Annotated in this window: 23 protein-coding genes; 17 read left to right on the top strand and 6 right to left on the bottom strand. The window is 69.2% G+C overall.

The features are described 5' to 3' along the window. Positions 1–7: 7 nt before the first annotated feature. Entirely contained in the window at positions 8–1,165 is a 1,158-nt protein-coding gene (locus tag WBG06_RS15280) for a TIGR03364 family FAD-dependent oxidoreductase (protein WP_336737699.1), read from the bottom strand. A 168-nt stretch (positions 1,166–1,333) separates the two neighbouring features. On the opposite strand from WBG06_RS15280, the gene WBG06_RS15275 reads away from it, so the two are divergent. The 5 genes from WBG06_RS15275 to WBG06_RS15255 all read left to right on the top strand — a co-directional run bounded on the left by WBG06_RS15275 (position 1,334) and on the right by WBG06_RS15255 (position 6,033). Next, a complete protein-coding gene (locus WBG06_RS15275) occupies positions 1,334–2,092 on the top strand; it encodes a GntR family transcriptional regulator (RefSeq protein WP_336737698.1) in 759 nt (252 codons plus the stop codon). Then, positions 2,089–2,775 (top strand): phosphonatase-like hydrolase, encoded by a 687-nt coding sequence (locus WBG06_RS15270; RefSeq protein WP_336737696.1) that lies wholly within the window; start codon positions 2,089–2,091, stop codon positions 2,773–2,775. The genes WBG06_RS15275 and WBG06_RS15270 overlap by 4 nt, the downstream gene beginning before the upstream one ends. Positions 2,776–2,822: 47 nt before the next feature. Next, positions 2,823–3,032, top strand: coding sequence for a hypothetical protein (locus WBG06_RS15265; protein ID WP_336737695.1), 210 nt, complete (start codon positions 2,823–2,825; stop codon positions 3,030–3,032). Between the two features lie 178 nt (positions 3,033–3,210). Continuing rightward, on the top strand, positions 3,211–5,532 hold the full coding sequence (locus WBG06_RS15260) for a molybdopterin cofactor-binding domain-containing protein (RefSeq protein ID WP_336737694.1): 2,322 nt from the start codon (positions 3,211–3,213) through the stop codon (positions 5,530–5,532). 9 nt (positions 5,533–5,541) lie between these two features. Then, a complete protein-coding gene (locus tag WBG06_RS15255; protein ID WP_336737692.1) occupies positions 5,542–6,033 on the top strand; it encodes a (2Fe-2S)-binding protein in 492 nt (163 codons plus the stop codon). Positions 6,034–6,046: 13 nt separating this feature from the next. Here WBG06_RS15255 and WBG06_RS15250 read toward each other — a convergent pair whose 3' ends face one another. Beyond that, a complete protein-coding gene (locus WBG06_RS15250; RefSeq protein ID WP_336737691.1) occupies positions 6,047–6,352 on the bottom strand; it encodes a thiamine-binding protein in 306 nt (101 codons plus the stop codon). A gap of 99 nt (positions 6,353–6,451) precedes the next feature. Between WBG06_RS15250 and WBG06_RS15245 the strand changes: the two genes are divergently transcribed. The 3 genes from WBG06_RS15245 (at position 6,452) to WBG06_RS15235 (ending at position 8,283) form a co-directional block, all read left to right on the top strand. After that, positions 6,452–6,679 (top strand): hypothetical protein, encoded by a 228-nt coding sequence (locus WBG06_RS15245; RefSeq protein ID WP_336737690.1) that lies wholly within the window; start codon positions 6,452–6,454, stop codon positions 6,677–6,679. Next, positions 6,676–7,362: a hypothetical protein gene (locus WBG06_RS15240; RefSeq protein ID WP_336737689.1), complete on the top strand. Its 687-nt coding sequence runs from the start codon at positions 6,676–6,678 to the stop codon at positions 7,360–7,362. The genes WBG06_RS15245 and WBG06_RS15240 overlap by 4 nt, the downstream gene beginning before the upstream one ends. A gap of 114 nt (positions 7,363–7,476) precedes the next feature. Beyond that, on the top strand, positions 7,477–8,283 hold the full coding sequence (locus WBG06_RS15235; protein ID WP_336737688.1) for an endonuclease/exonuclease/phosphatase family protein: 807 nt from the start codon (positions 7,477–7,479) through the stop codon (positions 8,281–8,283). A 74-nt stretch (positions 8,284–8,357) separates the two neighbouring features. Here the strand turns inward: WBG06_RS15235 and acnA are convergent, their stop codons facing one another. Then, complete coding sequence (acnA, locus tag WBG06_RS15230) at positions 8,358–11,048, bottom strand: aconitate hydratase AcnA (protein WP_336737687.1); 2,691 nt, start codon at positions 11,046–11,048, stop codon at positions 8,358–8,360. Between the two features lie 283 nt (positions 11,049–11,331). Here acnA and WBG06_RS15225 point away from each other — a divergent pair, with 283 nt between their 5' ends. Together WBG06_RS15225 and WBG06_RS15220 are read left to right on the top strand one after the other, a co-directional pair. Further along, positions 11,332–11,703 (top strand): hypothetical protein, encoded by a 372-nt coding sequence (locus WBG06_RS15225; protein WP_336737686.1) that lies wholly within the window; start codon positions 11,332–11,334, stop codon positions 11,701–11,703. Beyond that, positions 11,690–12,103, top strand: coding sequence for a hypothetical protein (locus WBG06_RS15220; protein WP_336737685.1), 414 nt, complete (start codon positions 11,690–11,692; stop codon positions 12,101–12,103). The genes WBG06_RS15225 and WBG06_RS15220 overlap by 14 nt, the downstream gene beginning before the upstream one ends. Here the strand turns inward: WBG06_RS15220 and WBG06_RS15215 are convergent. After that, positions 12,100–12,918 carry an arylamine N-acetyltransferase family protein gene (locus WBG06_RS15215; RefSeq protein WP_336737684.1) on the bottom strand — a complete coding sequence of 273 codons (819 nt, stop codon included), beginning with the start codon at positions 12,916–12,918 and terminating at the stop codon, positions 12,100–12,102. The two genes, WBG06_RS15220 and WBG06_RS15215, sit on opposite strands and share 4 nt — an antisense overlap. A 98-nt stretch (positions 12,919–13,016) precedes the next feature. Between WBG06_RS15215 and WBG06_RS15210 the strand changes: the two genes are divergently transcribed. Continuing rightward, positions 13,017–13,982: a TAXI family TRAP transporter solute-binding subunit gene (locus tag WBG06_RS15210; RefSeq protein WP_336737683.1), complete on the top strand. Its 966-nt coding sequence runs from the start codon at positions 13,017–13,019 to the stop codon at positions 13,980–13,982. Here the strand turns inward: WBG06_RS15210 and WBG06_RS15205 are convergent. Then, a complete protein-coding gene (locus tag WBG06_RS15205; RefSeq protein ID WP_336737682.1) occupies positions 13,921–15,333 on the bottom strand; it encodes a HAMP domain-containing sensor histidine kinase in 1,413 nt (470 codons plus the stop codon). The two genes, WBG06_RS15210 and WBG06_RS15205, sit on opposite strands and share 62 nt — an antisense overlap. A 3-nt stretch (positions 15,334–15,336) precedes the next feature. Further along, positions 15,337–15,996, bottom strand: coding sequence for a response regulator transcription factor (locus tag WBG06_RS15200; protein WP_336737681.1), 660 nt, complete (start codon positions 15,994–15,996; stop codon positions 15,337–15,339). Positions 15,997–16,113: 117 nt separating this feature from the next. On the opposite strand from WBG06_RS15200, the gene WBG06_RS15195 reads away from it, so the two are divergent. The 6 genes from WBG06_RS15195 to WBG06_RS15170 all read left to right on the top strand — a co-directional run bounded on the left by WBG06_RS15195 (position 16,114) and on the right by WBG06_RS15170 (position 23,853). Further along, entirely contained in the window at positions 16,114–18,249 is a 2,136-nt protein-coding gene (locus WBG06_RS15195) for a TRAP transporter permease (protein ID WP_336737680.1), read from the top strand. Positions 18,250–18,275: 26 nt separating this feature from the next. Further along, on the top strand, positions 18,276–19,265 hold the full coding sequence (locus WBG06_RS15190; protein WP_336737679.1) for a TAXI family TRAP transporter solute-binding subunit: 990 nt from the start codon (positions 18,276–18,278) through the stop codon (positions 19,263–19,265). Between the two features lie 106 nt (positions 19,266–19,371). Continuing rightward, positions 19,372–20,550 carry an acyl-CoA dehydrogenase family protein gene (locus tag WBG06_RS15185; RefSeq protein WP_336737678.1) on the top strand — a complete coding sequence of 393 codons (1,179 nt, stop codon included), beginning with the start codon at positions 19,372–19,374 and terminating at the stop codon, positions 20,548–20,550. Then, positions 20,547–21,719 carry a CaiB/BaiF CoA transferase family protein gene (locus WBG06_RS15180; RefSeq protein WP_336737677.1) on the top strand — a complete coding sequence of 391 codons (1,173 nt, stop codon included), beginning with the start codon at positions 20,547–20,549 and terminating at the stop codon, positions 21,717–21,719. The genes WBG06_RS15185 and WBG06_RS15180 overlap by 4 nt, the downstream gene beginning before the upstream one ends. Then, the gene (gene lhgO, locus WBG06_RS15175) at positions 21,716–22,930 is read left to right on the top strand and encodes an L-2-hydroxyglutarate oxidase (protein WP_336737676.1); all 1,215 of its coding nucleotides are present in this window, start codon (positions 21,716–21,718) and stop codon (positions 22,928–22,930) included. The genes WBG06_RS15180 and lhgO overlap by 4 nt, the downstream gene beginning before the upstream one ends. Continuing rightward, positions 22,927–23,853 carry a dihydrodipicolinate synthase family protein gene (locus WBG06_RS15170; protein WP_336737675.1) on the top strand — a complete coding sequence of 309 codons (927 nt, stop codon included), beginning with the start codon at positions 22,927–22,929 and terminating at the stop codon, positions 23,851–23,853. The genes lhgO and WBG06_RS15170 overlap by 4 nt, the downstream gene beginning before the upstream one ends. Positions 23,854–23,855: the final 2 nt, after the last annotated feature.

The following is a 23,855-nucleotide window of genomic DNA, read 5'->3' as shown; positions in this document are numbered from 1 at the left end:
CCTGTGATCAGAGCAGCTGGTCGAGGACGGTGGGCGCGAGGCCCAGTGCGGTGGTCATGCCGATGCCCGACGTCACCGAGACGACCCGGAGGCCCGGGAACGGCTCGTCGACGAGGAAGTCGGTGCGCGGGGAGTCCGCGTAGACCCCTCGCCAGCGACGTCGGACGGTGAGCGGAGCCCCGAGCAGCCGCGCTCCTTCGCGCAGCACCAGGTCGGCGACGTGCTCGTCGTCGAAGGGCTGGTGCGTACGGTCGTAGTGGTGGGTGTCGCCCAGGACGATCGAGCCGGGTCGGCCGCCGGCGCCGGGTCGCTGGGTGAGCATGAGGTTCATGACGACGTCGAGGAGCTCGGGTGCGGTGGCCTCGAGCTCCGTGCGTACGTCAGCGGCCGCCGTGGTCTCGGCGAACCCGCCGTAGCGCAGCATCGAGAGCCCGGTCAGCACCGCCGGGCCGATCTCGACGTCGCCCGGAGGTGCGACCTCGAGCATCTGCAGCCGACAGCGGCGTACGTCCGCCTCCTCGGCGACCTGGGGGAAGAGCCGGTCGACGTCGTGACCGGCGGCGTGGACGACGCGTGCGGAACGTATTGTTCCGCGGCTGGTGCGGACGGCGACCCCGTCGGCGACCGGTTCCACGGCGCCGACGTGGGTCCCCCAGCTGAACCGGACGCCTTGGGTCTCGAGCCAGCGTGCGATCGCAGGCAGTGCCTCCCGCGGATCGACGCGGAGGTCGAGCGGAAGATGGGCACCGCCGAGGACCTCGGAGGTGGCCGGCGGGAACAGCGCACCGGTGGCCTCGGCGTCGAGCAGCCGGGCGTGCTCGGTGCCCCGGGACGCGGCGAACTCCTCGAGCACGGCCATCTCGGCCTCGCTGCGAGCCACGGCGACGGTGCCCGTCTCCTGGACCCCGAAGCTCGCCTTGGCGGCGAGAGCGAGCCAGCGCTCGCGGGCAGGGAGGGCGTAGGCCAGTGCCTGGCCCGACTGCACCGTGGTGCAGATGTGCCCGAAGTTGCGGACCGAGGCGCCGACGGCGCGCTCGTCCCGCTCGATGACATGGACCTTCAGACCGCGCTCGAGCCCATCGACGGCATGCGCGAGGCCGACGATCCCGGCGCCGACGACCACGAGGTCGGCGGCGTCGGCGGGGGTGGTCGTATGAGTTGGCACGGCCCGAACACTTCTGTCTCCCGGTGGGCCTGGTCAACAGTTCCGAACAACATGTACAGACAAGTTAACCGGCCGTTCTCCTGCGTCCTATCAGCAGCTCTGGGCGTTTTCCAGCCGTTCACGAAGTGCTTCCGCCATCTTGTCTGATCAAGTTGTAGCCTGCTTCCCATGAGGAGCCCGCTGCATGTCCAGGTCGCCGAGGCCATCCGTGCCCGGATCATCGCCGGCGAGCTGCCGACCGGCGCGCCGATCCCGTCGGAGGCACAGCTGTGCGAGCAGTTCGGAGCCTCCCGCGGCACGATCCGCACGGCACTGGCGAGCCTGCGACGCGAAGGACTGCTCAGTGGCGGACAGGGGCGCCCCCCGACCGTGCGCGACACCGCTCTCGGCCAGCCCTTCGAGCAGCTGATCTCCTTCAGCGCCTGGGTGCAGCAGATCGGCCGCACCCCGGGCCAGCGCACCATCGAGGTCGCGCGGCGCGGCGCCACCGCCGCGGCCGCCGAGGCGCTCGCCATCGACGAGGGCGACCCGGTCGTGGACGTGCTGCGCCTGCGTCTGCTCGACGGGCAGCCGGCGATGCTCGAGCGCAGCACGTTCGTCGAGAGGGTCGGCCGGCTCCTGTTCGACTTCGACCCCGACTCCGGCTCGCTCTACGGCTACCTGACCGCAGCCGGCGTCGACCTGCACGCGGCGCGTCACACCATGGACGCGGTCGCGGCCGACGAGACCGACGCCGATCTGCTCGACATCTCCGTCGGCAGCCCGCTGCTGCGCGAACGCCGCCGGGCGACCTCGCCGGACGGCACGCCGCTGGAGTACGCCGACGACCGCTACCGCCCCGACCGGGTCACCTTCACCATCGACAACGCCCGGCCGTCCGCGGCCGGGATCCGCACCGACGTACGCATCCTCAAGGAGATCTCGTGACTGCCTTCCAGCTCGCCGCCCTCGACATGGCCGGCACCACCGTCGACGAGGGCGGGCTGGTCTACGACGTGCTCGAGTCGACCGTCGCCGACGCCGCCGGCGAGCCGGTCCCCCACGACCTGCTGCTGCGATGGAAGGGCACCTCGAAGTGGGAGGCGATCCACGGACTGCTGCGCGGGCTCGGCCAGGACCCGAGCACCGCCCAGGTCGACAAGATCTTCGACGGCTTCGGCGAGCGCCTGATCACCGCCTACCGCGAGACCCCGCCTCAGCCGTTCCCCGGAGTTCCGGAGATGTTCCAGACGCTGCGCTCGCGCGGCGTGAAGGTGGCATTGCAGACCGGCTACTCCGCCGAGATCGCCGCCGCCATCCTCGACGGCCTCGACTGGACCGTCGGGCCCGCTCCCGAGGACACCGTCGACGCCGTCGTCACCTCCGACCTCGTCGCCGCCAGCCGCCCGGCTCCCTACCTCGTCTTCCGCTGCATGGAGGCCACCGGCGTCAGCGACGTACGCCGCGTGCTGGTCGCCGGCGACACGCCCAACGACCTCGGTGCCGGCGCCAACGCCGGGGCCGGGTTCGTCGTCGGCGTCGCCACCGGGTCCTTCACCCATGACCAGCTCGCCACCGAGCCCCACACCCACCTCCTCGCCTCGACCGCCGACCTGCCGACACTCCTGTGAGACGTACGAACCTTGACTGGACGCAAGCCAAGGCAAAGACTGGCGGTATGGCACTGACCAAGAAGCAGAAGGCGATGTTGACCACCGGCGCGCTCGTGGCCCAGGCAGCGGTCGCCCCGGTGATCCTGCGGGACCTGCAGCAGCGATCCGACGACGAGATCCGTGGACCCCGGACCCTGTGGCGGCTGTGGGGCAGCACCAACCTGCTCGGCGCAGCGGTCTACTGGTTCTACGGTCGCAAGCCGACGGCCGTCTAGCTCACTCTCTGCGCTCTCCGCGGTTCACGCTGCATCGTCATGCAGCGGCGCCAAGGGTGTTCGTGCCCGGGCACAAATTTCCCGACGCACCCTTCTCAAACGCGGCTTTGCCGGTGAAGGGTGCTATGTGTCAGGGGTCACAATTCTCGGACCCTGCCCACGCCAGGAGTGAACACACATGGGGACGCTTAACTCGGACGGCCCTGCTCGGGTCTCCCGACGCTCGTTCGTCGGATACGTCGTCGGCGGCGCGACGCTCATCACCGCCGCAGAGCTCGGGCTTGCACCGCCGGCCGCCAACGCCCTGCCGGTGCCGTCAGCGCCACAGGTCGCCGAGGTCTACGACCTCAACGACTTCCTGACCCACTGCGCGATGCCGACCTCGAACCTGATCGCGATCGAGGTCGACGAGAAGGGGCACGCCCACTTCGCGCTGCCCCGGATGGAGGTCGGCCAGGGGATCACGACGGCCGTCGCGATGCTCATCGCCGACGAGCTCGATCTTCCGGTCGACCACGTGCACGTCACGCTGGCCCCGGCACGCCCCGAGCTGCTCTTCAACCAGCTGACCGGTGGCTCCAACACCATCGTGTCGATGTACACCCCGGTGCGCGTCGCCGCTGCCATCGCCCGCAAGGCGTTGCTCGAGGCGGCCGCGATCATGCTCGGTGGCGCGGTGACTCAGCTGGTCTCCAAGGGTGGGGTGATCAGCCTCCCGGGCGGATCGTCGGTGACCTACGGCGAGGCCGCCGCCAAGGCGGCGAAGCCGACGACCGAGAAGGTCGAGGTCGAGCTGAAGAAGACGTCGGAGCACTCCATCGTCGGCAAGCCCCATCGGCGCGTCGACGCGCGCGACGCCGTCACCGGCAAGAAGCAGTTCGCCATGGACCTCGACATCCCCGGCGCGCTGCCCACGATGGTCTGCCGGGCCCCCGAGCTCAACGGCACGCCGGAGGCGATCCGGAACCAGAGCGATGTCGAGACGATGCCCGGCGTCACGCACGTGGCGATCATCCCGACCGGTGTCGCGGTGCGGGCGAAGACCTTCGGTCAGTGCATCGACGCCATCCGCGCACTGGACGTCACCTGGAACTCCGGCACCGTGACCACGAAGTCGGCCAAGGACATCAAGGCCGAGCTCAAGGCCGGTCAGATCCCGCTCGCGGTGCCGAAGATCGGGGCGACCTCGGTCGACGGCGAGTTCACCTTCCACTTCCGCAGCGGCTCGGCGCTCGAGCCCAACTGCGCGGTCGCCGACGTACGCGACGGCGAGGCCACCGTCTGGGGCGGTCTGAAGTCACCGATCGACGCGCAGGGCAGGATCGCCAAGGCGCTCGGTCTCCCGCAGACCAAGGTGACGGTCAACGTGGTCCAGGGCGGCGGGTCCTTCGGGCGCAAGCTCTTCAGCGACGCCGCGGTCGAGGCCGCGCACGCCTCCAAGGCGTTCGGGGCGCCCGTCAAGCTGATGTGGCACCGCGCCGACGAGCCGCGTCAGGGCAGGGTGCACCCGATGGCCGTCTCCCGGATCCGGGCGACGGTGCTGGCCGGCAGCGTCCTCACGTTCGAGCAGCGCCATGCCAGCGTGGCCACCGACTTCACGCACGGTCTCGGGGAGCGACTGACCGCCGAGGTCGCGGCGTTGCCGACCGGTCTGTCGAACCTGAGCTTCTCGGAGTCGATCTTCCTGCTCAGCCAGGAGCTGCCCTACAACTTCGGTGTCATCACCCAGCTGCTCAACGAGCCGAAGCCCGCGGTCGACCGGTTCAACACCAGCTCCGTGCGCAACATCTACTCCCCCGACGTCGCCACCGCCAGCGAGCTCATGGTCGACCAGCTCGCCAAGAAGCTGAAGCAGGATCCGGTGGCCTTCCGGCGCAGCTACCTCAAGAGTGCCACCGTCAAGCGGGTCCTGAACCGTGCCGCCGAGCTCGGCGACTGGGGGCGCTCGATGCCGGCAGGAACGGCGCAGGGCATCGCCATCCACAAGGAGTACAAGGGCGCCACTGCCGTCCTCGTCGAGATCGACTGCCGCCCGGAGACCGTCAACCGGAAGGTACGCGACGGGGTCACCGGCCCTCGGGTCACCAAGGCCGTCGTGGTCGCCGACGTCGGCCTGGTGATCAACCCGGCCGGCGTGAAGGCCCAGATGATGGGTGGCTTCTCCGACGGCATGTGCCAGGCGCTGACCTACAGCAACCACCTGGTCGAGGGTCAGTTCCTGGAGGCCAGCTGGGACAACTCGGCCTACACCCGGCAGTGGAACACGCCGTTCGAGTTCGAGTGCGAGGTGATCGAGTCGCACGGCAGCCAGCCGGGCGGTGTCGGCGAGGCCGGTGTGGCCGCCTCGATGGCGGCCGTCGCCTGTGCCTACGCCCGCGCCACCGGCAAGATGCCGACGGAGTTCCCGATCAACTTCCACGATCCGCTCCACTTCGAGCCCAAGCCCTTCATCCCGTCCGTCCCCGAGTCGCCGACCGACGGCCTCGCCCACACGTTCTGAGGTCTCTCGATGCCTAAACACACCTTCCAGCTCAACGGCGAGACCGTCACCGTCGACGTCGAGGACGACGTACGCATCCTGTGGGTGCTGCGCGACGTCCTCGGCGTCACCGGCCCGAAGTACGGCTGCGGCATCAACGTCTGCAAGGCCTGCACGTCGCACATCAACGGCAAGGCCTTCAACCCGTGCTCGGTCCGGGTCGCCGACATCGGGGCCGACGACGAGATCACCACCATCGAGGGCCTCGCCGACACCGCCCCCGGCGACGGGCTGCACCCGATGCAGGAGGCCTGGCTCGAGCACGACGTCGCCCAGTGCGGCTACTGCCAGCCCGGCCAGATCATGGCGGCCGTCGCTCTGGTGAACAAGGTCCGCGAGGAGGGACGAGCGATCACCGAGGGCGACCTCGACTCCATCCGCAACGTCTGCCGCTGCGGCACCTACTCCCGCATCCGGGAGGCCATCAAGACCGGTCAGGACGCGATGGCCCGCGGGCTCTGAGGGCTCTCCGGGGTCAGTCCCCGGAGAGCTCCTGCTCGATCCGCTCGACCTTCGCGGTGAGCTGGCCGGTGTAGCCGGGTCGGATGTCGGCCTTGAGCACCAGCCCGACCCTCGGGGAGACGGCGGCGACCGCGTCGACGCACTGCTTGATGACCCCCATCACCTCGTCCCACTCGCCTTCCAGGTTGGTGAACATGGCGTTGGTCTCGTTGGGCAGTCCGGACTCGCGGACGATGCGGATCGCCTCCGCGACGGACGCGGCCACCGACCCGTCGGGGTCGTCGGTGGTCGTCGGAGCGATCGAGAAGGCGACGAGCATGACGCGACACTATCCAACGGTCTCCCCGACCGCCTCCGCCGACTGCATATAGTGGCGCCGCCGGGGGCCGAACGTGCCACGACCGGCGGGAAGGTACCGATGAGTGAGGGACTCGACCGGCTCGCTGCCACCCTGGGCGTGCCGGCCACACGGCTCGCGCCGCTGGCGGCGTACGACGACCAGCAGCTGGACCGGTTCGACGGCCTGGTTCGGGACGCGATGACCGCAGAGGACAAGGCCTTCGAGGCCTCGCTCGACGAGGCGCTGAAGCTGGTCCCGAAGATGCTGCGCGGGGTCGTCCAGAAGATGCTCGGAGGTGCCCGATGACCGCCCTGACCAGCGACCTGGAGATCACCAAGCTCGCCCACGAGATGCAGGTGGACCCGAGCGAGCTGGCCTTCCTCGCCACCACCTCGCCCGGTGACCTCCGCGATCTTCGCGGGATCGTCTCGCACGCGATGTTCAGCCGTCACGAGTCCCGGGTGAAGGGCCTGGCCGCGGTCAGCAAGAAGCTGCCGGCGGCGATCACCGCGAAGATCGCCGAGATCGCGATGGGACCGATGCTCAGCGCCCGGGTCGCGGCGGTCATGGATCCTGCCGATGCCGCGAAGCTCGCCGGCCACCTGAAGCCGGAGTTCCTCGCCGACCTCTCCGTCCACCTCGACCCGACCCGGGTCGAGGGCATCATCGCCAAGCTCGACGGCGCGCTCGTCGTCGAGGTCGGCCGCCGCCTGCTCACCGATGGACACCTGCTCACCCTGGCCAGGTTCACCGGTGTCGTACGCCCCGAGACGTCGCTCGAGGTCGTCGACGGCGCGTCGGGCGCCGAGATCCTCGAGCTCGCGCTCTTCATCGACGAGCCTTCCGTGGTCGACCCGATCCTCGCCGGACTCTCCGACGAGACCGTTGCGGAGATCGCTGCGGCCACGGCCGAGCACGGCGAGGCCGCCGATGCCCTCCTCGCCGCGCTCCACGAGGACAGCCGCGCCAGGATCGCCTCCTTGACCTGAGACACCGGCGTTCGGTGACCTCACGGCGGATGCCGGGGTTCGCACACGTGAGCGTTGGCTGAACGACTCTCGGGTAGCCTTTACGCGCAGGCGGAGGGCTGGTTTCGTCGCCCCGTGAACACTCCACGCCTGGTTGCCGTCCGCGCCCTCACCGCGCTGGGCCTCATCGTGCTGTCCGCGTTCTCGACGGCCGCCCCCGCATGGGCTGCGACGCCCGAGAGGCCGGCTCAGGTCGGCGCGCCGTACTCCCTCATGCAGATGAACCTCTGCCTCAGCGGCGGTGCCCGCTGCTATCCCGACACCGAATACCCGAAGATCCTCGACGAGGCCGTCGAGCGGATCCAGGAGAACGACGTCAACGCGGTGACCTTCAACGAGGCGTGCAGCGGCGACGTGGAGAAGATCGCCGGACGCACGGGCTACCACATGCGGTTCGCGACCGTCCTCTATCCGACGGATCCCTACCAGTGCAAGACTCCCGGCGGACGCGGCGTCTTCGGCAACGCCGTGCTGACCAAGGAGGCCATCATGACCTCCCAGGACGCGGCGTACTCCCGCTGGAACGGCTCCGAGCAGCGCCGCTGGCTCTGTGTGACCACGGCTCGCGGAGTGGACGTGTGCACCACCCACCTGTCCACCGACGGCGAGGCGGACCCGGCCTCCGCCAACAACCTCCAGTGCGGCGAGCTCCGCGCGGTCCTCGAGTCGCGCACCAACCCGACCCTCTTCGGCGGTGACATGAACCGGCAGGCCTCTTGCGCCCCCGAGGGCTTCTGGACGCTGACGGACGACGATGCCGCCCAGCTGCCCGGTATCCAGCACATCTACGGGAACATCGGCGAGCCGACCCTCGAGATCGAGGGCGCGACCTACACCGACCACGACGTCATGATCGCTCGCACCGTCATCCCCAAGCCCTGAGATCCGTCCGGAGCGCTCGACGCGAAACGGCCCGCCACCCCAGTCGGGGTGACGGGCCGTTCGTCAGGTCAGACTCAGGCGTTGACCAGGCTACGCAGGACGTACTGCAGGATGCCGCCGTTGCGGTAGTAGTTGGCCTCACCGGGGGTGTCGATGCGGACGACCGCGTCGAACTCGACGCCCGTGTCGGTGGTGACCTTGACCGTCTTCGGGGTGACACCCTCGTTGAGCGCGGTGATGCCGGAGATCGAGAAGGTCTCCTCACCGGTCAGGCCGAGGCTGTCGGCGTTCTCGCCCTTGGGGAACTGCAGCGGGATGACGCCCATGCCGATGAGGTTGGAGCGGTGGATGCGCTCGAACGACTCGGTGATGACCGCCTTGACGCCCAGCAGCGAGGTGCCCTTGGCGGCCCAGTCGCGCGAGGAGCCGGAGCCGTACTCCTTGCCGCCGAGGACGACCAGCGGGGTGCCGGCCTTCGCGTAGTTCTGCGCGGCGTCGTAGATGAAGCTGACCGGAGCGTCGGGCTGGGTGAAGTCGCGGGTGTAACCACCCTCGGTGCCCGGGGCGACCTGGTTCTTGATCCGGATGTTGGCGAAGGTGCCGCGGATCATGATCTCGTGGTTGCCTCGGCGCGAGCCGTAGGAGTTGAAGTCACGCTGCTCGACACCGTGCTCGATGAGGTACTTGCCGGCGGGCGAGTCCTTCTTGATGTTGCCCGCGGGGCTGATGTGGTCGGTGGTGACCGAGTCGCCCAGCTTCAGCAGCACCCGGGCGCCCTCGATGTCGGTCACCGGCGCCGGGGTCTTGGCCATGCCCTCGAAGTAGGGAGCCTTGCGGACGTAGGTCGACTCCTCGTCCCAGGTGAAGGTGTCACCGGTCGGGGTCGGCAGGTTCTGCCAGCGCTCGTCGCCCGCGAAGACGTCGGCGTAGTCCTTGGTGAACATGTCGGAGGAGATCGCGGTGGCGATGGTCTCCTCGACCTCGGCGGGGGTCGGCCAGATGTCCTTGAGGAAGACGTCGTTGCCGTCCTGGTCCTGGCCCAGCGGGTCCTCGAACAGGTTCACGTTCATGTTGCCGGCCAGGGCGTAGGCGATGACCAGCGGCGGCGACGCGAGGTAGTTCATCTTCACGTCGGGGTTGATCCGACCCTCGAAGTTGCGGTTGCCGGAGAGCACCGAGACGACGGCGAGGTCGTGCTCGTTCACCGCGGCGGAGACCTCGGGGATGATCGGGCCCGAGTTGCCGATGCAGGTCACGCAGCCGTAGCCGACCAGGTTGAAGCCGACCTTCTCCAGGTAGGGCGTGAGGCCCGACTTGTCGTAGTAGTCGGTGACGACCTTCGAGCCCGGCGCGAGGGTGGTCTTGACCCACGGCTTGCGGGTCAGGCCCTTCTCGACGGCCTTCTTGGCCAGCAGCGCCGCGCCGATCATGACCGACGGGTTGGAGGTGTTGGTGCAGGAGGTGATCGAGGCGATCGTGACCGCACCGTTCTCCAGCTCGAACTGCTGACCGTCGGCCAGGGTGACCGGGATCTTCGCGTCGGTCGCCTTGGAGGTGTACGTCGGCAGGTGACCCTCGAAGGAGGTCTTGGCGTCGGTGAGCGAGACGCGGTCCTGCGGGCGCTTCGGGCCGGCGATCGAGGGGACGACCGTGGCGAGGTCGAGCTCGAGCTTCTCCGAGAAGCGCGGCTCGGCGGCCGGGTCGTGCCAGAGGCCCTGCTCCTTGGCGTACTTCTCCACCAGCGCCAGCTGCTCCTCGGAGCGACCGGTGAGCTTGAGGTAGTTGATGGTCTCCTCGTCGACCGGGAAGATCGCGATGGTGGAGCCGAACTCGGGGCTCATGTTGCCGATGGTGGCGCGGTTGGCCAGCGGCAGCGCGGTGACGCCGTCGCCGTAGAACTCGACGAACTTGCCGACAACGCCGTGCTTGCGCAGCATCTCGGTGATGGTGAGCACCAGGTCGGTGGCGGTCGAGCCCTCGGGCAGGTCGCCGTTGAGCTTGAAGCCGACCACGCGCGGGATCAGCATGGAGACCGGCTGGCCGAGCAGCGCCGCCTCGGCCTCGATGCCGCCGACGCCGAAGCCGAGGACGCCCAGGCCGTTGACCATGGTGGTGTGGGAGTCGGTGCCGACGCAGGTGTCGGGGTAGGCCTGCAGCTCGCCATCCACCTCACGGGTGAAGACGGTGCGGGCCAGGTGCTCGATGTTGACCTGGTGGACGATGCCGGTGCCCGGCGGGACGACCTTGAAGTCCTCGAAGGCGGTCTGGCCCCAGCGCAGGAACTGGTAGCGCTCGCGGTTGCGCTCGTATTCGATCTCGACGTTGCGCTCGAAGGCCTCCGGAGTGCCGAAGACCTCGGCGATCACGGAGTGGTCGATGACCATCTCGGCAGGCGAGAGCGGGTTGATCTTCGTCGGGTCGCCACCGAGCTCGGCCGCGGCCTCGCGCAGGGTCGCCAGGTCGACGATGCACGGCACGCCGGTGAAGTCCTGCATGATCACGCGCGCCGGCGTGTACTGGATCTCCTTGTCGGGCTCCGCGGTCTCGTCCCAGCCCGCGAGGGCCTTGATGTCATCGGCGGTGATGTTCGCGCCGTCCTCGGTGCGCAGGAGGTTCTCCAGCAGCACCTTCAGCGAGAAGGGCAGCGACGCAACGTCGAGGCCCTCACCCTTGACCGCATCCAGGCGGAAGATCTCGTAGGACTTACCGTCCACGTCCAGGGTGCTCTTGGCACCGAAGCTGTCCTTGCTGGCCAACGCGTTCATCTCCTTGCTCGCGTCCACAGACGTACGAATTCAAGTCTTTGAGGCCCATCCTGCCCCGGCCACCTACGCCGGGAAAACAAAGGCTCACCTAACCTTTTGCGACGGACGTGCCGTCGATCTCTTGATATCAAGATACATGATGTCGAACCACAATTCGAATCACCCGGCGTGCCGTGTTGTGACGACCGCCGCTGACAGCCATCCTCGGATGCTCCATGATGGGCCCGACCGGGCCACCCGTCGGACCGCCGCTCGACGGGCACAACGTGATGCGAGGAGAGCCTTGAGCACCCTGATCGCCGTCGTGGCGCTGGTGATCGCCGTGGCCGCCGCAGCCGTCGCCTGGCGATTGCGTCAGGCCAACAAGGCGCTGCGAGCCGAGACCATCGGCCTGCTGTGGCGACTCGAGCAGGCCGACCTCACGGCGCCGCGCGCCGCCTACGCCGACCTTCCGCCCGAGGACCGCCTGCTGAGCATCCGCATCCTCAACCCGCTCGAGCTGGCCTCGGCCCAGACGAAGGCCGCCACCATGCTGCACAAGGTGCGTCCCGCGCTGCTCTCCAAGATGGTCTACGACCAGGCCGCCGAGTCGCTGCGCGAGCGGCTCGCCGAGGAGGGCGTCGTGGCGGAGGTCAAGGTCCATGCTGGTCGCTAGCCTCGCGCTGCTCGGCGCGCTCGGCTCGGCCGCCGTCGTCGGCCTGGCCTTCGCAGAACAGCGTCGCCTGGAACAGGCCCTGGACGACGTACGCCTCGGGGACCTGAGAACCCGCACCTCACGCGCCGAGGCGGAGCGCGCCGCGGACTGGCTCGGTCCGATCACGGACCACTTCGCCGAGACGACTCGCTCGGTAGCCGGAGCGCTGGCCCGGGTGGTCCCCTATTCGGGCCGGCGTCGGACTCACGTCCTCAGCACGCTACCGGCCGCGACGACCCGCGAGCTGCTGGGCACCCTGGGCCCGCAGCTGGACGAGGCCGTCCTGGAGCGCCGGCAGCTGATCACCGACCTCTCCGACGAGCCCACCATGGCGATGCGGATCGTCGCCGATGACAGCTAGCCGCCAGTCGCGACCCGCGCGCGGAGACGGGTCCTCTCGTCATCGGTGAGCGGCACGTCCATCTCCTCGACGTACCCCATCACCTCGTCGAGCCCGATCTCCCGGTGCTCGGTCTCCTCACCCTCGCGGCGGATGGTGACGGTGGTGTTGGTGAGACTGATGTGCCTGTCCTCGAGAAGCTTGGTCACGATGAGCCGGTGGCGGAAGTGCACCGACGGGTGGGTGCTGGTGAAGTGGTGGCCGATCGCGACGTCGCTGGGCACGACCAGCGCCTCGTCATGGGTGTGCATCGGCTCCCAGCCGCCATCCTTCGCCCGCTCCAGCGTCCAGCCGTGCTCACCCCACCGGACCCGGTGGGTGATGCCATGGAACTCGTCCACCGCACCGTCGGCCAGCGGGATCGGCCGCCACACGCTCAGCCCGAACCCGGGATCAGCCAGCAGCCGCTCTCCGTCCATCTCGACGACAACCACCAGATGCGTACGTCCCGCAGCGGTCGGGTCGGCGCCCACCCGAGCCAGTCGCCGCTCGACGGCGAAGCCCAGTCGGTCCAGCGCCGCCGCGAGCAGGGTCCCGTGCTCGAAGCAGTAGCCACCTCTCCCCCGGCCGACGAACTTCTCCTGCACGTCCGCCAGGTCGACGCCCGGATGCTGCTCCAGCAGCACATCGATGTTGTCGAAGGTGAAGGTGCGCACGTGCGCGTCGTAGATCTCCTCCAGCGCCGCCCGTGACGGACCCGGCGGCTCGCTCACCCCGATCCGCTCCAGGTAAGCCGTCAGGTCGAGTCGGTCGGTGCCCCACAGGTCATCGCTCACAGCAGCATCACAACGCCGATCGGCGAGGCATGCAACCGATATCGGCCGACCTGGCTCGCCACGGGCGCCGGTAGAGCTCGATGTGAAATGCTGAGGGCGTGATCACCTCGCGCCGGACACTGCTCGTCGGTGCCGTCGGTGGTCCGCTCGCCATGGCGCTCGGGGGGTGCGTCGGGCGGACGTGGAGCGAGCTGCCCGAGACGAGTCTGTCGATCGCCACCGGCAACCGAGGTGGTGTCTTCGACCGCTACGGCAAAGCGCTGGCCGCTGTCCTGGAGGAGCGCCTCGAGGGCGTCACCGTCACCGCTCACAACACCAACGCCTCCCTGATCAACCTGCGCGAGGTGGCCCACGGCAGAAGCGACATCGGCTTCGCCCTCGGCGACGCGGCGGCGGACGCGATCCGGGGCACCGGGCCGTTCGCCGCTCCGGTCGACCTGGCCGCCTTGACCCGGACCTACGACAGCTTCGTGCACCTCGTGGTGGCGGCCGACTCGCCCGTCGAGGACGTGGCCGATCTCCGCGGGCGTCGCGTCGGGCTGGGCAGCCAGGGATCGGGGACGAGGCAGATCGTCGGTCGCATCCTCACCACCGCCGGTATCGCGCCGGACGAGGTCACCGGCACCGATGACAATCTGGAGCAGTCGGCAGACGGGCTCCGTCACGGACGACTGGATGCGTTCTTCTTCGTGAGCGGAATTCCCAATAGCGCAGTGGCCAAGCTCTCCGAGAGCGTGCCCATCCGGCTGGTCGACCTGGGAGCGTCGGTCCCCGAGCTGACGAAGGCTTACGGCCCCGAATACACCGTGGGCCCGGTCCCGACCTCGAGCTACGGCCTCCCCCGTGCGGTCGACACCGTGAGTGTGAAGAACCACCTCGTGGTCCACCCTGATCTCGACGAGGACGTCGCCTACGCCGTGACGCGGGTGATGTTCGAGTCGCAGGACCGGGTCGACCGGATATCGCCCGAGGTGCGACAACCCAACCTGGGAGCCGCGATCTTCACCTCGCCCCTGCCCCTTCATCCGGGGGCAGAGCGCTATTACCGAGAGCGTCGGCTGTAGCGGCCGGCAGCACCACCGCCACCTCGAGGCCACCGTCGCTCGGCGTCGAGACGACCATCGACCCACCCAGGTCGTCGACGCGGGCACGTACGATCGCCAGACCGAGACCGGTGCCGGGGACGTTCTGGTGCTGCCTGCCCCGGAAGAATCGCGCACCGACCTTGGCGACGTCGTCGGGATGGAGGCCCTGCCCGTGATCTCGGACCCGCACCTCGATCTTCTCCGCCGGGACATCACCGCCCGTCACCGTGACCTCGACCGGCGAGTCCGGGGCGAACTTGGCGGCGTTGTCCAGGAGCGAGTCCAGGACGACCTCGACGACGTCCGGCAAGGTCAGCGCGAGGGCCTTCTCGGGTAGGTCGACACGGAGCCGGGTGAAGACGGGTTCCCACATCTCACACCGTTCGCGCACTATCTCGGCCACGTCGACCTCCACCGGCGCGACACGATGCGCACCGACCTGGCTCAGCCTCAACAGCGAATCGACGATGCTGCTGAGCCGGTCCGTCTCCTCCAGGACGGGTTCGACCGCGGCGACGGGCGACCCCGTCGCCGCCAGGTTCTCGACCCGCAGCCGCAACGCGGTCAGCGGGTTGCCGAGCTGGTGGGCAGCGTCGGCGACCAGCTCCCGCTGCTGGCGCTGGGACATCTCGACGTTGTCGACCATCGCATTGAAGGACCGGGCGAGATGTCGCAGCTCGGGTGGTCCGAGCTCGTGGGCACGGGACGACAGGTCCCCGTCGGCAAGGTCCTTCGCCGCATGCTCGAGATCGTCCACCGGTCGGAGGATCCAGCCCACGAACGGCACCACGGCACCGAAGACCATCACCAGCACGACCACGAGCCCGGCCGCCACCAGCCAGGCGAGCCCGCGCGCGATGCTGTCCTTGACGGCACTCGTCGGTGCGACGACGACGACCGCTCCGAGCACCTGGGCGTCCCTACCGACCGGCGACCCGATCACAACGTCGTCGCCGCTCCACGGCCAGACCGTGGCGGGTGGTTGGGAGCCAGCACCCGAGAGCGCCCTCTCGATGGTCTCCTGCACCTCGGGATCGTCTCCAGTCGCCTCCGCACCCGCTTGCGCGACAACTCGACGATCCGCGTCGGTGACCAGCACCGACCCGCCGTAGACGTCCACGTAACGCTCCAGGTCGACGCTCAGCTCCTCGGCGAGCCCCGACTCGAGGGCATCCTCGGCCACCACCGCGAACCGGGTGACGTCGCCGAGCCGGCTCACGAACATGGCCTGGGTGCGGTCGGAGGCGTACGTCGCGACCAGCGGCACCATGAGCGCGAGAAGCAACAACCCGACCAGCGACAGGGACACGAGGAGCAGACGTCGGCGCACGTGTCACTCCTGCATGGTGACCCGGTAGCCCACGCCACGGACCGTTGCCACCAACCCCGGCCGACCGAGCTTGGAGCGCAGCGCCGACACGTGGACGTCGAGGGTTCGCGAGGCACCGACCCAGGCCGTTTCCCAGATCCCCTCCATCAGAGTCTCCCGGGAGACCGTGTCTCCGGCGGCCTGCACGAGCATGGAGAGCAGATCGAACTCCTTGCGGGTCAACGCGACCTCTTCGCCCGCCACCGTGACCCGCCGGGACCCATGGTCCAGGTGAACGTCGCCCACGTGCTCGACGAGCTCTGTCGACCGCTGCCCCACACGTCGCATGACGGCATCGATCCGGGCGAGGAGCTCGGCGAGCCGGTAGGGCTTGGTGACGTAGTCGTCCACGCCCGAGCGAAGCGCGGAGACGACGGTGTGCTCGTCCCTCCGTGCCGTCACCGCGATGATCGGCACGTCCACCCGGGTCCGGAGCTGGCGGCACAGGGCCAGGCCGTCCTGATCGGGCAGCCCCATGTCGAGCAGGATCAGGTCCACACCCCCGACGAGCTGCAGAGCTTCGGCTGCGGTGCCGGCCCGGCGCACGTGGAGGTGGATGCGTTGCAGGGCAGGCATCAGCGCCGCCACCACACGGTCGTCGTCCTCGACGAGAAGGACTCGCATTTCACCTCACTTGCCCGACGCACGCGCCGGGGAGCTCGATCGGCCAACGTTAGAAGTCTGTAAAGTCTCGCGGCCGAACCGAAAGGTGTGACGCACGACACTTCTAGGTTACGCAGCATGCCAGTCCACACCTCCACTCCCCAACCGGGCTCCCAGGTCGACGTCGACAGCCTCGTCGCGGACTACGACGAGGAGAAGCCGTCCCGGAACCTGTCGCCGCGCCTGGAGCTCGTCGTCGGGCTGTGGTGCTTCCTGGTCTCCCTCTTCGTGCTCCGTCAGGTCTTCGACCCGCTCGATCAGGGCAGCCAGTACTACCTGATCCTCTTCCTCGGCATGACGCTGCCGATGGTCTTCCTGACCTACCGGATGCGGGGACGTCGCGATGCGGTAGGTCGGGCCGACAACCCCGGGGTGGTCGACTGGCTGCTCGCCGCCACCGCCCTGGTCGTGAGCCTCTACCCGGTCCTCCCGTTGCCGCTGACCGACATCGGGCTCGGCGGGTTCGGCGAGTTCCTCGACCGCCAGGGCTCGCTGCTCCCGCTCGACGTGGTGGCGGGGACCGTGCTGTTGGTGCTGGTGCTCGAGGCCACCCGTCGGACGACCGGACTGGTCCTGCCGGCAGTCTGCGCCGTCTTCTTCGTCTACGCCTACTTCGGCGGCTACCTGCCCATCGGCTGGAGCATCAGCCACATCGGGCTCAACCTCGACCAGATCATCAACGCCCTCTACAACGAGGCCTCCGGCTTCTTCGGGGTGCCCCTCGACGTCGCGGCGACCTACATCGTGCTGTTCACGATCTACGGTGCGGTGCTCGACCGCATGGGGGCCGGCCGGTTCTTCGTGGAGTTCAGCTTCTCTCTGTTCCGCAAGTCCGGGTCAGCCCCTGGTCGCACCGTGGCGACCTCCGGATTTCTGCTCGGCACCGTCTCCGGCTCGGGCACGGCGACCGCGGTCACCCTCGGCTCGTTCGCCTGGCCGATCCTCAACCGGGCCGGCTACCCGAAGGAGGCGGCAGGAGGCATGCTGGCGGCGTCCGGCATCGGCGCCATCCTGTCGCCGCCGACCATGGGAGCAGCGGCGTTCATCATCGCCGAGTACCTCGGGGTCTCCTACGTGTCGGTGCTGGTCTGGGCGATCGTCCCGACGCTCCTCTACTACCTGGGCATCTTCCTCGCCGTCGAGATCGATGCCCGCCGGTTCGGGGCGCACCGCGTCGACCTCGCCATCGGCAACGCGCTGCGGCTGCTGGCCCGCTCCGGATACCACTTCATCAGCCTCGGCGTGATCGTGTTCTTCCTCGCCATCGACATCCCGCCGTTCCGCGCCGTCGTCTACGCCACCGGCGTCGCCGCGCTGTTCGGACTCCTCGAGGCGGTGCTGTCGCGGCGCCCCGTGGTCAGCGGCTTCGACGACCATGGCGTCGAGCAGGAGCGGATGGAGCTCGGGGAGTCGCTCAAGGACTATGCCCGCCGGATGTACGGCGCCCTGAGCTCCGGTATCCGCTCTGCCCTGCCCGTCATCGCGGTGTGCGCCGCCGCGGGCGTGATCACCTCGGTCATCGCCAAGACCGGCCTGGGTCAGGTCCTCTCCGACGTCCTGGTCGACCTGGCCTCGCTACTGTCCTTCAACGAGGCGTCGCTGCTGGTGCTCACGGCGCTGTTCTCCGCGCTCGCGATCCTGCTGTTGGGCCTTGCGGTGCCCGTGACGGCCTCGTTCATCCTCAGCTGGGTCATCATCGGCCCGGCACTGATCTCGCTCGGCGTGGACGCCCCGCAGGTGGCGATGTTCATCTTCTACTACGCGGTGCTCTCGGAGGTCTCCCCGCCGACCGCGCTCGCCGCGGTGGCGTCGGCCGCCATCACCGGCGGCAAGATCATCCCGACGATGATGCAGGCCTGCAAGTACACCCTGCCCGCCTTCCTGGCCCCGATCGCCTTCGTTGTCACCGACAACGGCGCGCACCTCCTCGCCCGCGGTGACTTCATCGACATCGTCTGGACCTTCCTGGTCGCCGGATGCGCGGTCGGCGCTCTCGCCATCTGCACGACCGGATGGATCCTCGGCCCGACCAACCTTCTCGAGCGCGTCCTGTGCCTGCCCGCGGCGCTGCTGCTCCTCTACCTGGTCCCGACCTCCATCGCGCTGGGCTTCGCCCTGCTCGCCGTCGCGCTGGTGCTCCATGTCGTACGTCGCAAGGCGACCGGAACGACGGGCGAGCCAGACCACCCGACCCCCGACCCGACGCACGCATGATCCCAACCGTCAAGAAAGGCACCACCATGAAACGCATCACCCCGCTCGCCGGGATCGCGGTCGCCGCGGCCCTCGTACTGACCTCCTGCGGCGGCCAGCAGAGCCGGCAGGAGGCGGGTGCCGGCGCAGACGAGAGCAGCTGCGACGCCGGCACCGGCCGTATCGCGATCGCGACCGGAAACTCCACCGGCGTCTACTACGTCGTCGGTGGCGGCATGGCCAAGGTGATCAACGACGAGACGGACCTGAAGGCCACCGCCGCGGAGACCGGTGCCTCGGTGCAGAACATCGAGCAGGTCGTGGCCGGAAACTACGACATCGGCTTCTCGCTCGCAGACTCCGCCGCCGACGCGGTCAACGGTGAGGCCGACTTCGAGAAGTCGCAGGATGTCTCGACCCTGGGCCGCATCTACTCCAACTACACCCACGTGGTGGTCCGCAAGGACGCCGGCATCGACTCGGTCGAGGATTTCGCCGGCAAGGCCGTCTCGACCGGGTCCCCCGAGTCGGGCACCGAGGTCATCGCCAACCGGCTGATCGAGTCCGCGGGCCTCGAGCTGTCGGACGTGAAGCGCCAGCGCCTCGACCTGACCAAGACCGTCGACGGCATGAAGGACGGCTCCATCGACGCGCTCGTGTGGTCCGGCGGCCTGCCCACCCCCGCGATCACCGACCTCTTCACCACGATGGGCGACAAGGTCGAGTTCATCGACATCACCCCGCTGCTGCCGAAGATGCAGGAGGTCAACGAGGTCTACGAGGAGACCTCCATCCCGGGCGACACCTACGAGCTGGCCGAGGACATCCCGACCATCGTCGTGCCCAACGTCCTCGTCGTGAAGAACGACATGCCCGACAACGTGGCCTGTGCTCTCACCACGATGCTGGTCGAGCAGAAGGACAAGCTCGTCCAGGTCCACCCGGCTGCCAATGAGATCGACCCCGCCACCATGGCCGAGACGGGGCCGATCCCGCTGCACCCGGGTTCCGAGCGCGCACTGGAAGACCTCGGCTGACCGCTCGCTGGGTGGGGCGGCACAGCACGCACTGTGGCGCCCCACCCTTCCTCCCGACCCACCTCACCGAAACCTGCCCCACCACATCTCGAGGAGAGACCGCCCCGTGACCGCCCGCACCACCCAGACCCCATTCCAGCTGTTCGACACCGACTCGCTGATCGGCGAGGAGGAGCGGGCGATCCGCGACACCGTACGGAGATTCGTCGAGGACCGGATCAAGCCGGAGATCGCCGACTGGTACGAGTCGGGCTCGATCCCGGCCCGGGACCTGGCCAAGGAGCTCGGCGCGCTCGGCGTGCTCGGCATGCACCTGGACGGCTACGGCTGCGCCGGCACCAGCGCCACGGCATACGGCCTGGCCTGCCTGGAGCTGGAGGCCGGCGATTCGGGGCTCCGCTCGCTCGTCAGCGTCCAGGGCTCGCTGGCGATGTTCGCGATCTGGAGGCACGGCAGCGACGAGCAGAAGCAGGAGTGGTTGCCCCCGATGGCCGCCGGCGAGGCGATCGGCTGCTTCGGCCTGACCGAACCCGACTTCGGCTCCAACCCCGCCGGCATGCGGACACGTGCGGTCCGGGACGGGTCGGACTGGCGGCTGACCGGCAACAAGATGTGGATCACCAACGGCTCGGTGGCCGATGTGGCGGTGGTGTGGGCGCAGACGGACGATGGGATCCGCGGTTTCGTCGTGCCTACAGATACGCCGGGTTTCATGGCACCCGAGATCAAGAAGAAGATGTCGCTGCGCGCCTCGGTCACCTCCGAGCTCGTGCTCGACGACGTCCGGCTCCCCGCCGACGCGGTGCTCCCCGGGGCAACCGGCCTGTCGGGGCCTCTCTCGTGCCTCAACGAGGCCCGCTACGGGATCGTCTTCGGCGCGCTCGGCGCCGCCCGCGACAGCCTCGAGACGGCGATCGCCTACGCCAAGGACCGCGACATCTTCGACAAGCCGCTGGCGGCCTACCAGCTGACCCAGGCGAAGCTCGCCGACATGTCGCTGGAGCTCGGCAAGGGCATGCTGCTCGCGCTGCACCTGGGCCGCCTCAAAGACGCCGGCTCGCTACGTCCCGAGCAGGTCTCGCTCGGCAAGCTCAACAACGTCCGCGAGTCGATCGCCATCGCCCGCGAGTGCCGCACCATCCTCGGTGCTGCCGGTATCACGCTCGAGCATCCTGTCCTGCGCCACGCCAACAACCTGGAGTCCGTGCTCACCTACGAGGGCACGAGCGAGGTCCACCAGCTCGTCATCGGCCGCGCTCTGACCGGAGAGGCGGCGTTCCGGTGACCCCAGGAGCACTCGCCGGCGTACGCATCGCCGACTTCAGCCGGGTGCTGGCAGCTCCGTACGCCACGATGCTGCTGGCCGATCTCGGTGCCGAGGTGGTCAAGGTCGAGCGACCGGACACCGGGGACGAGACCCGCTCGTGGGGTCCGCCATGGTCCGACGACGGCGAGTCGACGTACTTCCTCTCGGTGAACCGCAACAAGGAGTCGCGCGCGATCGACCTGCGCTCAGACGAAGGTCGGCGCGAGGCCCAGGACCTCGTCGCTGGATGCGACGTCCTCGTCGAGAACTTCCGCCACGGCACGATGGAACGACTCGGCCTGGGGTACGCCGCCCTGTCCGAGAAGCATCCGGGGCTGGTCTACTGCTCGATCACCGGCTTCGGCTCGCGCGATGGCGCATCCCTCCCCGGTTACGACCTGGTGGCCCAGGCCGTCGGGGGGCTGATGTCGGTGACCGGCACCCCGGAGTCCGGGCCGGTGAAGGCCGGCGTCGCGCTGGTCGACGTGATCACCGGACTGCACGCAACCGTCGGGATCCTCGCCGCCCTGCGCCACAAGGAGCGCACCGGGCAAGGGCAGCGGGTCGAGGTCAACCTGCTGTCCTCGCTCCTCTCCGCGCTGTCGAACCAGGCATCCACCTACGTCACGACCGGCGAGGTGCCTCAGGCGCTCGGCAACGTACACCCGAGCATCGCGCCGTACGAGCTGCTCGCCACCGCGGACCGGCCGCTGGCTGTCGCCGCGGCGAACGACAAGCTCTTCGCCCTGCTTGCCGGAGGCCTAGGCCGGCCGGGCCTGGCCGACGACCCGCGCTTCGCGACCAACGCCGATCGGGTGGCCCACCGTGCAGTGCTGGTGGCCGAGCTCGAAGATGTCTTGAAGGAGCAGCCTGCCGACCACTGGTTCACCAAGCTGTCGGCACTGGGGGTGCCGTGCGGCCCGATCAACGACCTGGGCCAGGCGTTCGCCCTCGCAGATCGGCTCGGCCTGGCACCGGTCGCCGAGGTCCCTGGGGAGGATCGGGACCCGGTCCCGACCGTCGCGCACCCGATCACGCTGTCGGCCACACCGGCGACCTATCGGAGCACACCCCCACGCCTCCCCGCTCGTACGCCGCCCGTGGGAGACCTGACGAGCGGCTCGGTCGCTGCTGAGGAAGCCTCATGACGACCCTCCGGGTCGCCGTGGTCGGCGGCGGCATCATCGGCACGGCGGTCGCGCGGCACCTGGCCCGTCGCCACGACGCGGCCGTCACCCTGCTCGAGAAGGAGACTCGCCTGGCCACGCATCAGACCGGCCACAACAGCGGTGTCGTCCACGCGGGTCTCTACTACGAACCGGGAAGCCTCAAGGCGATGCTGTGCCGCCGAGGTGTCGGGCTGCTCCAGGAGTTCGTCACCGAGCACGCGATCGCCTATGACGAGTGCGGCAAGGTCGTGGTGGCGCTGTCGGAGAACGAGGCCGGACGGCTCGACGCACTCCACCGGCGCGCGGTCGCGAACGGGGTGCCGGGCGTCCGTGTCGTCGAGGCCGATGAGCTGCGAGCCATCGAGCCGAACGCCGCCGGGGTGCGCGCGATCCACTCGCCGCAGACCGCGATCATCGACTTCCCCGCGGTGACCGAGGCGCTCGCCGCCGACCTCCTCGACGCCGGCGGATCGGTGCTTCTCGGTCACGAGGTGACCGCGATGACGGAGCGCACCGACGGCGTACGCGTCCAGACGACGAAGGAGGACGGCGACTACGACCTGGTCGTCGTCTGCGGCGGGTTGCAGAGCGACCGGCTCGCTGCCCTGGTCGGCGAGCGTCGTGAGCCTCGGATCGTCCCGTTCTACGGCGACTACTTCGTCACCGACGCCACTCAGCGCTCGCTGGTGCACGGGATGATCTATCCGGTGCCGGATCCGCGCTACCCGTTCCTCGGCGTCCACGTCACTCCGAAGATCGACGGGACGCTGACGCTCGGCCCCAACGCGTTCCTGTCGCTCGGGCGAGAGTCCTACGACCGGGGCAAGATCGTCCCGCGTGACGTACGGGAGGCCCTCGGCTTCCCCGGTTTCTGGCGCTTCGCCTCACAGAACGTGGCGGCGGCGATCCGCGAGTCCCGCACCGCGCTGAGCTCCCGCAGGTTCATCGAGGAGGCCCGCAGGTACGTGCCCGACCTCGACCTCGCCGGTGTGCGGCGCGGTGGTCGTGGGGTCCGTGCCCAGGCGATGGACGACGCCGGGCACCTCGTCGACGACTTCGTGATCACCGGCACCAACCGGGTGGTGCTGGTCCGCAACGCACCATCTCCCGGAGCAACCTCCGCCCTCGCCGTCGCTGAGCACGTGGCCGCCGAGGCGCTGCAACGCCGTAACGGAAGGACATCCCGATGACTCCCCCAGCCCTCTCCCCTGGCCTCTGGGGCATCCTGGCCACGCCGTTCCACGGCGATCGGCTCATGGTCGACCTCGCCTCGCTGCGCGCCGAGGTGGACCTCTACCTCCGCATCCCTGCCGAGGGCCTGGTCGCCCTCGGCGTCTTCGGCGAGGGGAACTCCCTCGACTCCGCCGAGCAGGCCGCGGTCGTCTCCGCCGTTGCCGAGCAGGCGCCCGGCCTCCCACTGACGGTCGGACTGTCCGCGCGGACGACTGCCGTGGCAGTGGAGCAGGCGCGCACTGCCGCAGCCGCCGCGGGGCCTGCACTGGCCGCGGTGATGGTGCAGGCGAACACGCCCGACCCGGCGACGCTGGCCCGTCACCTGAGGACGATCCACGACGAGGTCGGCGTCGGCATCGTCCTGCAGGACTACCCGGTGGCATCCGGGGTCCGGATGAGCGATGCGCAGGTCCTCGAGACCGTGAGGGCGTGCCCGTTCGTGGTGGCGGTCAAGTCCGAGGCACCGCCCACGGCACTCGCGATCGCGCGGCTGAGCGCCCACACCGACATCCCGGTCTTCGGCGGTCTCGGCGGCGTGGGGCTGATCGACGAGCTCGCTGCCGGGGCCGCCGGCGTGATGACGGGGTTCTCGCATCCGGAGGGACTGCGAGCAGCCCTCGACGCCTGGCAGGAGGGTGGGTACGACGCCGCCCGGGCCGCCTTCGCGCCCTGGCTGCCGCTGGTCAACTACGAAGCGCAGCCGGGCATCGGGCTCTCCTTGCGAAAGGAGATCCTGGCCAGGCGTGGGATCATCTCCGAGGCCATGGTCCGGCCGCCGAGTCCCACCGCACCCGACGAGCTCCTACGCCTGGCGGCCGACCACCTGGCGGCTGCGCGAGACCTGCTCGCCGGGACAAGCACGACACGAGAGCGGAGCTGACC

Origin of the sequence: Nocardioides sp. CCNWLW239, assembly GCF_037137035.1 — a bacterium.
Classification (GTDB): domain Bacteria; phylum Actinomycetota; class Actinomycetes; order Propionibacteriales; family Nocardioidaceae; genus Nocardioides.
This window is presented reverse-complemented; position numbering and strand designations above follow the sequence as displayed.

Bases quoted from the DNA above. Each gene is read 5' to 3' on its own strand.
- WBG06_RS15220 (WP_336737685.1), top strand. From the start codon at position 11,690: ATGCTGGTCGCTAGCCTCGCGCTGCTCGGCGCGCTCGGCTCGGCCGCC.
- WBG06_RS15265 (WP_336737695.1), top strand. From the start codon at position 2,823: ATGGCACTGACCAAGAAGCAGAAGGCGATGTTGACCACCGGCGCGCTC.
- WBG06_RS15275 (WP_336737698.1), top strand. From the start codon at position 1,334: ATGAGGAGCCCGCTGCATGTCCAGGTCGCCGAGGCCATCCGTGCCCGG.
- WBG06_RS15260 (WP_336737694.1), top strand. From the start codon at position 3,211: ATGGGGACGCTTAACTCGGACGGCCCTGCTCGGGTCTCCCGACGCTCG.
- WBG06_RS15250 (WP_336737691.1), bottom strand. From the start codon at position 6,352: ATGCTCGTCGCCTTCTCGATCGCTCCGACGACCACCGACGACCCCGAC.
- WBG06_RS15170 (WP_336737675.1), top strand. From the start codon at position 22,927: ATGACTCCCCCAGCCCTCTCCCCTGGCCTCTGGGGCATCCTGGCCACG.
- WBG06_RS15245 (WP_336737690.1), top strand. From the start codon at position 6,452: ATGAGTGAGGGACTCGACCGGCTCGCTGCCACCCTGGGCGTGCCGGCC.
- WBG06_RS15190 (WP_336737679.1), top strand. From the start codon at position 18,276: ATGAAACGCATCACCCCGCTCGCCGGGATCGCGGTCGCCGCGGCCCTC.
- WBG06_RS15200 (WP_336737681.1), bottom strand. From the start codon at position 15,996: ATGCGAGTCCTTCTCGTCGAGGACGACGACCGTGTGGTGGCGGCGCTG.
- lhgO (WP_336737676.1), top strand. From the start codon at position 21,716: ATGACGACCCTCCGGGTCGCCGTGGTCGGCGGCGGCATCATCGGCACG.
- WBG06_RS15255 (WP_336737692.1), top strand. From the start codon at position 5,542: ATGCCTAAACACACCTTCCAGCTCAACGGCGAGACCGTCACCGTCGAC.
- WBG06_RS15240 (WP_336737689.1), top strand. From the start codon at position 6,676: ATGACCGCCCTGACCAGCGACCTGGAGATCACCAAGCTCGCCCACGAG.
- acnA (WP_336737687.1), bottom strand. From the start codon at position 11,048: ATGAACGCGTTGGCCAGCAAGGACAGCTTCGGTGCCAAGAGCACCCTG.
- WBG06_RS15195 (WP_336737680.1), top strand. From the start codon at position 16,114: ATGCCAGTCCACACCTCCACTCCCCAACCGGGCTCCCAGGTCGACGTC.